This window comes from Streptomyces sp. NPDC000941 (assembly GCF_053599555.1).
This window is the reverse complement of record NZ_JBSFMM010000337.1, coordinates 1-8,690: the sequence shown is the minus strand read 5'-3', so window position 1 is coordinate 8,690 and position 8,690 is coordinate 1. Positions and strand designations below refer to the sequence as shown.

Below are 8,690 nucleotides of genomic sequence, written 5' to 3'. Positions count from 1 at the left end.
CACACGCACACGGAAACCCCGACGAATACGAACGACTACTGCGCAACCTCATCGACAACGCCGCCCGCCACGCCGCACACCGCATCCAGATCACCATCCGAAACCAGGACGCCTGGGCCGTCCTCACAGTGCACGACGACGGACCAGGCGTGCCCACCGAGGACGCCGAGCGCATCTTCGAACGCTTCGTCCGGCTCGACGACGCCCGCTCCCGCGACCACGGCGGCACCGGCCTGGGCCTCGCCATCGCCCGCGACCTGGCCCACCGCCACAAAGGCACCCTCACCCTCACCCCCCGGACCCTCGGAGCATGCTTCCAACTACGCCTCCCCCAAGCCCCCACCCCAGCCGAGAAATGACGCGCTTCACCGCGGCCGCACCGGCCACCCGATGAGACGCCGCCGGTCGGCCAAACACAAACGGCACGGTGGGGCGGCGTCCTGCCGCACAGTGGTCGGCCCGGCCGCATCCACGCGGAAGTGGCTCGAATCGGCGCCGAGTTCGAGGCGGCGGGAGACCTCGTCATGGACCTGGTTCCGGACGCGGACGTCACCCTGGTGTACTCCCGCCCGGCCAAGTGGCTGATGGAGAAGTACCCGCCGCTCGCGCACACTGACGGCAGTCCCGACCAGGACTCCTGCCGCGGCTCGTTCAACCCCTTCCACCGAGGCGCGTTCGACGCCCGGCTCCAGATGCGCATCGTGCACGCCCGAAAGCTCGCCGACACGCCTCCCGAGCAGGCGGTGCGGCAGCACTGGGTGCTGGTCGTTCCCGGCCTGTACCTCGCCGACGACCGGACGCTCGACTGGCTCGCGGCGTACGCGGAGGCGGGCGGCCACCTGGTCCTGGGGCCACGCACCGGATACGGCGACGAGGAGGGCCGGGCCCGCACCGACATCATGCCGGCCCGCCTCGCCACCGCATCCGGTGTCCGGTACGAGGAGTTCGGCAATCTGTCCGAGGAGGTGCCCGTTGTCGCCTCCGAAGCCGGTCTGGTGTTCGACGGGGCGGCTGCCGCCACGAGGTGGTCCGATGGCCTCATCGCCGACGAGGCCACCGTCCTGGCGCGGTACGACCATCCCCACCTGGGCAGGTGGCCCGCCGCCACCACGCGGCGGGTCGGAGAGGGCCGTATGCGTATCACCTACGTCGGCACCGTGCCCGACCGGGCCTTCGCCAAGGCGCTGATGGCCTGGGTGTGTCCGTCGCCCGTCGTGACACGGCAGGACCTGCCCGAGAGCGTGACCACGACCGGCGCGACCGCCACCGACGGCCGGCGCCTCCGCTTACTGCACAACTGGTCCTGGACACCGGAGCGCGTGCGACTGTCCGCCGCGTTCCGGGACGTCGTCAGCGGCCGGCCCTGCGCGGAGGGCGACACACTCGAACTGGGCCCCTGGGACGTCCGTGTCCTTGTGGAGGAAGCCGAGGACGTCCCAGGCGTGGGACCGCAGCGGTAGGGCCGCCAGGGATCACAGCCGTACGGCGGTCATTCCCCCGTCGACGCGCAGGATCGTGCCGGTGGTGGAGCCCGCCGCGGGGGAGGCGAGTGAGGCGATGGCGAGGGCCACCTCCGCGGCGGTCACCAGCCGCCCCAGGGGCTGGCGTGCCCGCAGTGCGCGGGCCGCCGCCTCGGGGTCGTCGGCCCCCTCCAGCAGGCGTGCCACCCACGGCGTGTCGGCGGTGCCGGGGGCGACGGCGTTGACACGGATGCCGTCGGCGGCGTGGTCGGCGGCCATGGCGAGGGTGAGCGCGTGCACGGCGCCCTTGCTGGCGCTGTAGAGGGCGCGCTGTCGTACGCCGACATACGCGACGGCCGAGCAGGTGTTGACGATCGCCGGGTGTGGCGAGCGGAGCAGGTGGGGGAGGGCGGCCCGGGTGACTCTGGCGATGCCGGTGACGTTGACGTCGAGAACGCGCGCCCACTCGGTGTCGTCGTTCTGCGCGATGTCGCCGACCGCTCCGATGCCCGCGTTGTTCACCAGGACGTCGAGCGAGCCCAGCAGGCCGACGGCGGTGGCGAGGGCTTCGTCGACCGCGGCGGGGTCGGTGATGTCGCAGCGTACGGCGTGCACTCCGGCCGGTGCGTTGTCGGTGCGCAGGTCCAGGACCGCCACCCGGGCGCCGCGCTCCCGCAGGAGGGTGGCCGTCGCGGCGCCGATGCCGCCGGTGCCGCCGGTGCCGCCGGTGACGATCGCGCCGACGTCGTGGAAGTCGCTCATGAGGCTGTCCTCGCTGCACTCGATCGCGGGTTGACGTGGATCTTGGGGCCGGGCCCGGAGCCGGCCGGGCGTTCGCCGGCGAGGACGGGGCCCACCTCGTCGAGGCTTACGGTGGCCGCGACGAGGGGCCTGGGGTCGACCGATCCGTCGGCGTATGCCCGGATGGTGGCGTCGAGGCCGGGGGAGGCGGACAGGACACCCACGGCGGTCACGTCCTTGAGGGCGAGAGTGCGGGTGTCGATCCTGCTGGGTTCGCCGGCCAGTCCGATGCACACGACCCGGCCGCCAGGTTCGACCGAGTCCAGTGCTCGTGCGGGCAGATGGGCGGCGTTCGAGGCGTCCACGACGGCGTCGAACGGAAGGTCCGGTACGGAACCCTCCGTCCATACGTGCGCGAAGCCCAGGGAGCGGGCGAAGGCAAGGGAGCCTTCGGTGGCGCCCATCAGGTGGACCTCGGCGCCGGCGGCGCGCAGGAACATCGCGACGAGCAGGCCGATCGTCCCCGGGCCCAGGACCAGGGCGCGGTCCCCGGGGTCCGGTGCGGCGGCGCGCGCGGCGCGCAGGGCGTTGCCACCCGGCTCGACGAGCGCGCCGAGCACGGCGTCGACGGAGTCGGGCAGGGCGTGCAACGAGGAGGCGGGTACGGCGAGTTGCTCCGCCAGGGCCCCGGGCTGCGCCCCGCGGACGCCGACCTCGCGCCGTTTCTCGCACACGTGCCGGCGCCCGCGGAGGCAGCGGCGGCAGGTGCCGCAGCCGAGCATGGTGTCGCCCATGACGCGGCGGCCGAGCCAGCCGGGGGCGACGCCGTCACCGACCGCCGCCACGCGCCCGGACCACTCGTGGCCCAGCCGTATCGGGTAGGAGGAGTGTCCTTGGTGGAGGTAGGCCATCTCGCCGGTGAAGAACTCCACGTCGGTGCCGCACACGCCGACCCGTTCGACGTCGACGACGACTTCGCCGGGGCCGGCCACCGGCGCCGGGAGGTCCTGGACCTCGTACGCGCCGGGGGCGGTCAGGACGAACGCGCGCATCACGCGACGGCTCACCGGGGACCGAGAACGTGCTGACGCTGGGTGCCGAGCTGCTTGATGCCCAGCTCCATCACATCACCCGGCTGGAGATATACGGGCGGAGTGAGCCCCATGCCGACGCCGGGCGGGGTGCCGGTGTTGATCAGGTCGCCGGGCTCCAGGACGAGGAACTGGCTCAGGTAGTGCACGATGAAGTACGGGTCGAAGACCATCGTCTTGGTGCTGCCGGTCTGCCGGCGCACACCGTTGACGTCCAGCCACATGTCCAGCGCGAGAACATCGTCGATCTCGTCGGTGGTGGCGAGCCATGGACCGGCGGGGTTGAAGGTCTCGGCGGACTTGCCCTTGGCCCACTGCCCGCCGCGCTCCAGCTGGAAGGCGCGTTCGCTGACGTCGTTGACGACGACGTACCCGGCGATGGCGGCGCGGGCCTCCTCCACCGAGTCCAGGTAGCTCGTGCGCCGGCCGATCACTATGCCGAGCTCCACCTCCCAGTCGCTCTTGGCCGAGCCCCGTGGGATGCGCACGTCGTCGTGGGGGCCGATGAGGGTGTTGGGCGACTTGGTGAACAGGATCGGCTCGTCGGGAACGGGCATGCCGCTCTCGGCCGCGTGGTCACGGTAGTTGAGGCCGATGCACAGGATCTGGTGCGGACGCGCGATGGGTGCGCCGACACGTTCCCCGGCGAAGCGGGACACCCGGCCCGCCGCCGCCCGCTCGGCCACGACGGGGCGGACTCGGTCGATGCCGCCCGATCCGAAGAACGCCTCGTCGAAGTCGGTGACGACATCGGACAGGTCGACGTACGTCTCGTCGTCGACGCGGGCGACGGGCTTCTCGGCGCCGGGGGCACCGATACGCATGAGGTACATGGGTCTTTCTCCAGGATTGGCAGGAGGTTCAGCTGTGGGGCTCGCCGAGGGGGCCGAGCAGGGCGCGGATCTCGACGAGTGCGTCGACGAGGGACGCCAGGGGGGTGCGGTAGGCGAGCGCGCTGATGCTCACGGCTCCGGACGGCGTGGTCGGCGAGGTGAGGTAGACGGGCACGGCGAGGCAGTTGACCCCTTTCTCGTTCTCCTGGTCGTCGATGCCGTAGTCCCGTTCACGGGTGGCCGTCAGTTCCCCCTGCAGGTCGGCGGCCGTGAGCAGGGTCCGGGGTGTCCGGCGCTCCAGCGGGGAGTCGCCGATCCACCTCTCGACCTCCGCCGGCGACGTCAGTTGCCGTGCGAGCAGCAGCTTGCCGACGGCGGTGGTGTGGGCGGGGTTGCGTCCACCGATCGTCGAGGTCAGCCGGACGGCACCGGTGGGCGGGTCGACCTTGGCGCGGTAGACGACCTCCCGGTCGTCGAGAACCGCGTAGTGCGCCGTCTCGCCGAACCGATGCGCCAGCGCCTCCAGCACCGGACGGACCCGGACGTGGTCGGGGCGGGCCTCGTGGTGGGCGAAGGCCATGCGCAGGAGTTCGTCCCCGAGCACATAACGGCTGCTCGCGTCCTGGTCGGCAAGGCCGGCCCGGCGCAGGGCGCCGAGTGCCCGGTGCACGGTCGGCTTGGGGCTGCCGATCGCGCGGGTCAGCTCGTCCAGGCCCACCCCGTCGGGATGCCGCGCGAGCTCCTTGAGGACGGCGAGCACCCGGTCCGAGCCGACGAGCCGGCCGCCGTCGGCGCCGGTCACGCCGTCCTCGCCGGGGTCTGTCGATCCGTCGTCTGTCTGCGTATGCTTCATGGCGTTCCAAACTTTAGATCGTCGTACCGATTATTGGAAGGGGCTCCATGGTGAGGCTCTGCAGCGCACAGTGGTACGCGGGTCAGGACCGCAACGCCTACATCCACCGGGCGTGGATGCGACGCGGCGTGCCGGACGACGCCTTCACCGGCCGGCCGCAGATCGCCATCGCCAACACCGCCTCGGACCTGACCCCCTGCAACGCGCATCTGAACGAGGTGGCGGCCTCGGTGCGCAACGGCGTGTACGAGGCGGGCGGGATACCGCTGGACCTGCCCGTCGTGTCGCTGGGCGAGACCAATGTGCGGCCCACCGCGATGCTGTGGCGGAACATGGCCGCGATGGCCACGGAGGAGATGCTGCGGGCCAACCCCGTCGACGGCGTCGTCCTGCTCGGCGGCTGCGACAAGACGATCCCCTCGCTGCTCATGGCCGCCGCCTCGGTGGACCTCCCCGCGGTCGTGGTCCCCGGTGGCCCGATGCTCAACGGCACCTTCCGAGGCAGCCTGCTGGGCTGCGGCACCGGTGTGTGGCAGCTGTCGGAGGAGGTGCGGGCGGGCACGCTCTCCCAGGAGCAGTTCACCCGCTCCGAGTCCGCGATGATCCGCAGCCGCGGCCATTGCAACACGATGGGCACCGCCTCGACGATGGCCCTGGTGGCCGAGGCCCTGGGCACGGTCGTCCCCGGCACGGCCGGGACCCCCGCGCCCGACAGCCGTCTGCTGGGGGCCGCGCACCACACCGGCCGGCTGGCGGTGGACATGGTCGCCGCCGACCGGCGACCCGGGACGTTCCTGACCAAGGCGTCCTTCCACAACGCGATCGTGGCGCTGGCCGCCATCGGCGGCTCCACCAACGCCGTCGTCCACCTCCTGGCCATCGCGGGCCGCTTGGGCATCGACCTGACGCTCGACGACTTCGACCGCATCGGCTCCCGCGTGCCGGTCCTGGTGGACCTCCAGCCGGCCGGCCGCTTCCTCATGGAGGACTTCCACCGCGCCGGCGGCCTGCTCGCCGTCCTGCGCGAGGTAGGCGACCTGCTCGACCCCGACGCGCTGACCGTCACCGGCAAGCCCCTGGTCGCCTCCCTCGACGACGCCCCGATCTGGGACGGCGAGGTCATCCGCACCCGCGCCGAGCCGCTGGTCGCCGAGGGCGGCATCGCCGTCCTGCGCGGCAACCTCGCACCCGACGGCGCGCTGATCAAACCGGCCGCCGCCTCCCCGCACCTCCTCGGACATCGCGGCCGGGCGGTCGTCTTCGACTCCATCGAGGACTTCCGCGCCCGCATCGACGACCCGGACCTGGACGTGGACGCCGACTCCGTCCTCGTCCTGCGCGGCTGCGGCCCCAAGGGCTACCCCGGCATGCCCGAGGTCTCCAACATGCCGCTGCCGAAGAAGCTGCTGGAGCAGGGCGTCCGGGACATGGTCCGGGTCTGCGACGGCCGGATGAGCGGCACCGCGTACGGCACGGTCGTCCTGCACGTGGCCCCCGAAGCCGCGGCCGGCGGCCCCCTCGCCCTCGTACGGACCGGGGACTTCATCACCCTCGATGTCGAGGCCCGCCGCATCGACGTCGACGTACCCGCCGACGAACTCGCCCGCAGGACCCCCGACGAGGCCACCGTCACCGGCTTCGCCACACCACGGCGCGGCTGGGAACGCCTCTACGTCGACCATGTCCTGCAGGCCGACACCGGCGCCGACCTCGACTTCCTGGTCGGCTCCAGTGGTTCCGAGGTGAGCCGTGAGTCGCACTGACGGTCTCCGCGCGGCCGACGCCGCGCTGCTCGCGCGCCTGGAGGCGGCGGCACCGGGCGCGGTCGCCGCCCGCGCCTCCGACCGGCTTTCCTTCGCCCACGACGCCTCGCACTATCTGCTGGTGCCCGACGCCGTGGTCACCCCCAAGGACGCGGCCCAGGTGTCCGAGCTGCTGCGCACGAGCGCCGCCCACGGGCTGTCCCTGACGTTCCGCTCCGGCGGCACCAGCCTCTCCGGCCAGGCCACCAACGACGGGATCCTCGTCGACACCCGCCGTGACTTCCGCGGCATCGAGGTCCTCGACGACGGCGCCCGCGTACGGGTCCAGCCGGGGGCCACCGTACGGGCGGTGAACACCCGCCTGGCCCGGTACGGCCGCAAGCTGGGCCCCGACCCGGCCAGCGAGGCCGCCTGCACCATCGGCGGTGTCGTCGCGAACAACTCCAGCGGCATGGCCTGTGGCACCGAACTCAACACGTACCGCACACTGGAGTCGGCCGTCCTCGTCCTGCCGAGCGGCACCGTCATCGACACGGGCGTTGCGGACGCCGACGAGCGTCTGCGCGCGCTCGAACCGGGCATCCACGAGGGACTCGTGCGCCTGCGCGACCGTGTGCGCGGCAACCCCGTGTCGGTCGAGACGATCCGGCGTCTGTACGCCATCAAGAACACCATGGGCTACGGCGTCAACTCCTTCGTCGACCACACCCGCCCGGTCGATATCCTCACCCACCTGGTCATCGGCAGCGAAGGCACCCTCGCCTTCGTCGCCGAGGCGACCTTCCGCACCGTCCCGGCCCACCCGCACGCGGCCACCGGACTGCTCCTCTTCCCCGACCTCGCGGCGGCGACCGGCGCCCCGCCCCAACTGGTGGACGCCGGGTTCGCGACCGTGGAGCTCCTCGACGCCACGAGCCTGCGAGTCGCCCAGCGCGACCCCGAAGCCACCCGGGCGTTGCGCGAACTGGATGTCCGAGACCACACGGCACTCCTCGTCGAACACCAGGAGGCGACCGCCGAGGCGCTCCAGGACCGGGTCACACGGACGGCTCCCGTCCTCGGCGCACTTCCCCTGACCGCCCATGGCGCACTGACGTCCGAACCGGGCATCCGCGCCGCGCTCTGGCACATCCGCAAGGGTCTCTACACCGCGGTCGCGGGGGCACGCCCCTCCGGCACCACGGCCCTGCTGGAAGACATCGCCGTCCCCGTCGACCAGCTGCTGCCCGCCTGCACCCACCTCACCGAGCTTTTCGACCGCCACGGCTACACAGGAAGCGTGATCTTCGGTCACGCCAAGGACGGCAACGTCCACTTCCTGCTCAACGAGGACTTCGACAACCCCCGGCTGATCGAGCGATACCTGGCGTTCACCGACGACATGGTCGACCTCGTCCTCGGACACAACGGCACCCTCAAGGCCGAACACGGCACCGGCCGCATCATGGCGCCGTACGTCCGCCGCCAGTACGGCGACGAGCTCCACGACGTCATGCGCGAAGTCAAACACCTCCTCGACCCACACGGTCTGCTCAACCCCGGCGTGCTGCTCAGCGACGACCAGGACGTCCACATCCGCCACCTCAAGTCGACACCCACCGTCGAGCAGGAGGTGGACCGCTGCGTGGAGTGCGGCTACTGCGAACCGGTCTGCCCCAGCCAGGACCTGACCACCACGCCACGCCGACGCATCGTGCTGCGCCGCGAGATCGCCCGTGCCCGGGCGGCCGGGGACACCGACCTGCTCGAGCGGCTGGAGGCGGAGTACCAGTACGACGCCGTCGACACCTGCGCGGTGGACGGCATGTGCCGAACGGCCTGCCCCGTACTCATCGACACCGGCGACCTGACCCGTCGGCTGCGCGCCGAACGTCGAGGCCGGACCGAACAGAGGGCGTGGGCCGCCGCGGCCCGCCACTGGGACGGCGCCACCCGCGTCGCGGCCGCCG

The 8,690-nt window shown here is 72.1% G+C and carries 8 protein-coding genes; 4 read left to right on the top strand and 4 right to left on the bottom strand.

Annotated features, from left to right (window positions below; all coding sequences use genetic code 11):
- Positions 1-359 (top strand): sensor histidine kinase (locus tag ACWDSL_RS49975; protein ID WP_450496006.1); only part of this gene is annotated, 359 nt, incomplete at its 5' end.
- 120 nt (positions 360-479) lie between these two features.
- Positions 480-1,460: a beta-galactosidase gene (locus tag ACWDSL_RS49970; protein ID WP_450496004.1), complete on the top strand. Its 981-nt coding sequence runs from the start codon at positions 480-482 to the stop codon at positions 1,458-1,460.
- Positions 1,461-1,472: 12 nt separating this feature from the next.
- Here the strand turns inward: ACWDSL_RS49970 and ACWDSL_RS49965 are convergent, their stop codons facing one another.
- The 4 genes from ACWDSL_RS49965 to ACWDSL_RS49950 are packed head-to-tail and all read right to left on the bottom strand — an operon-like array spanning position 1,473 to position 4,978.
- On the bottom strand, positions 1,473-2,222 hold the full coding sequence (locus tag ACWDSL_RS49965; protein WP_450496002.1) for an SDR family NAD(P)-dependent oxidoreductase: 750 nt from the start codon (positions 2,220-2,222) through the stop codon (positions 1,473-1,475).
- Positions 2,219-3,253, bottom strand: coding sequence for a zinc-dependent alcohol dehydrogenase (locus ACWDSL_RS49960; RefSeq protein WP_450496000.1), 1,035 nt, complete (start codon positions 3,251-3,253; stop codon positions 2,219-2,221). Before ACWDSL_RS49960 ends, ACWDSL_RS49965 begins: the two co-directional genes overlap by 4 nt.
- Positions 3,254-3,264: 11 nt before the next feature.
- A complete protein-coding gene (locus ACWDSL_RS49955) occupies positions 3,265-4,125 on the bottom strand; it encodes a fumarylacetoacetate hydrolase family protein (protein WP_450495998.1) in 861 nt (286 codons plus the stop codon).
- A gap of 28 nt (positions 4,126-4,153) precedes the next feature.
- Complete coding sequence (locus ACWDSL_RS49950; RefSeq protein ID WP_450495997.1) at positions 4,154-4,978, bottom strand: IclR family transcriptional regulator; 825 nt, start codon at positions 4,976-4,978, stop codon at positions 4,154-4,156.
- 47 nt (positions 4,979-5,025) lie between these two features.
- Between ACWDSL_RS49950 and ACWDSL_RS49945 the strand changes: the two genes are divergently transcribed.
- Positions 5,026-6,741, top strand: a complete 1,716-nt coding sequence (locus ACWDSL_RS49945) for an IlvD/Edd family dehydratase (RefSeq protein WP_450495995.1) — start codon at positions 5,026-5,028, stop codon at positions 6,739-6,741.
- A partial coding sequence (locus ACWDSL_RS49940) for an FAD-linked oxidase C-terminal domain-containing protein (protein ID WP_450495993.1) occupies positions 6,728-8,690 on the top strand: 1,963 nt, incomplete at its 3' end. The genes ACWDSL_RS49945 and ACWDSL_RS49940, both read left to right, overlap by 14 nt.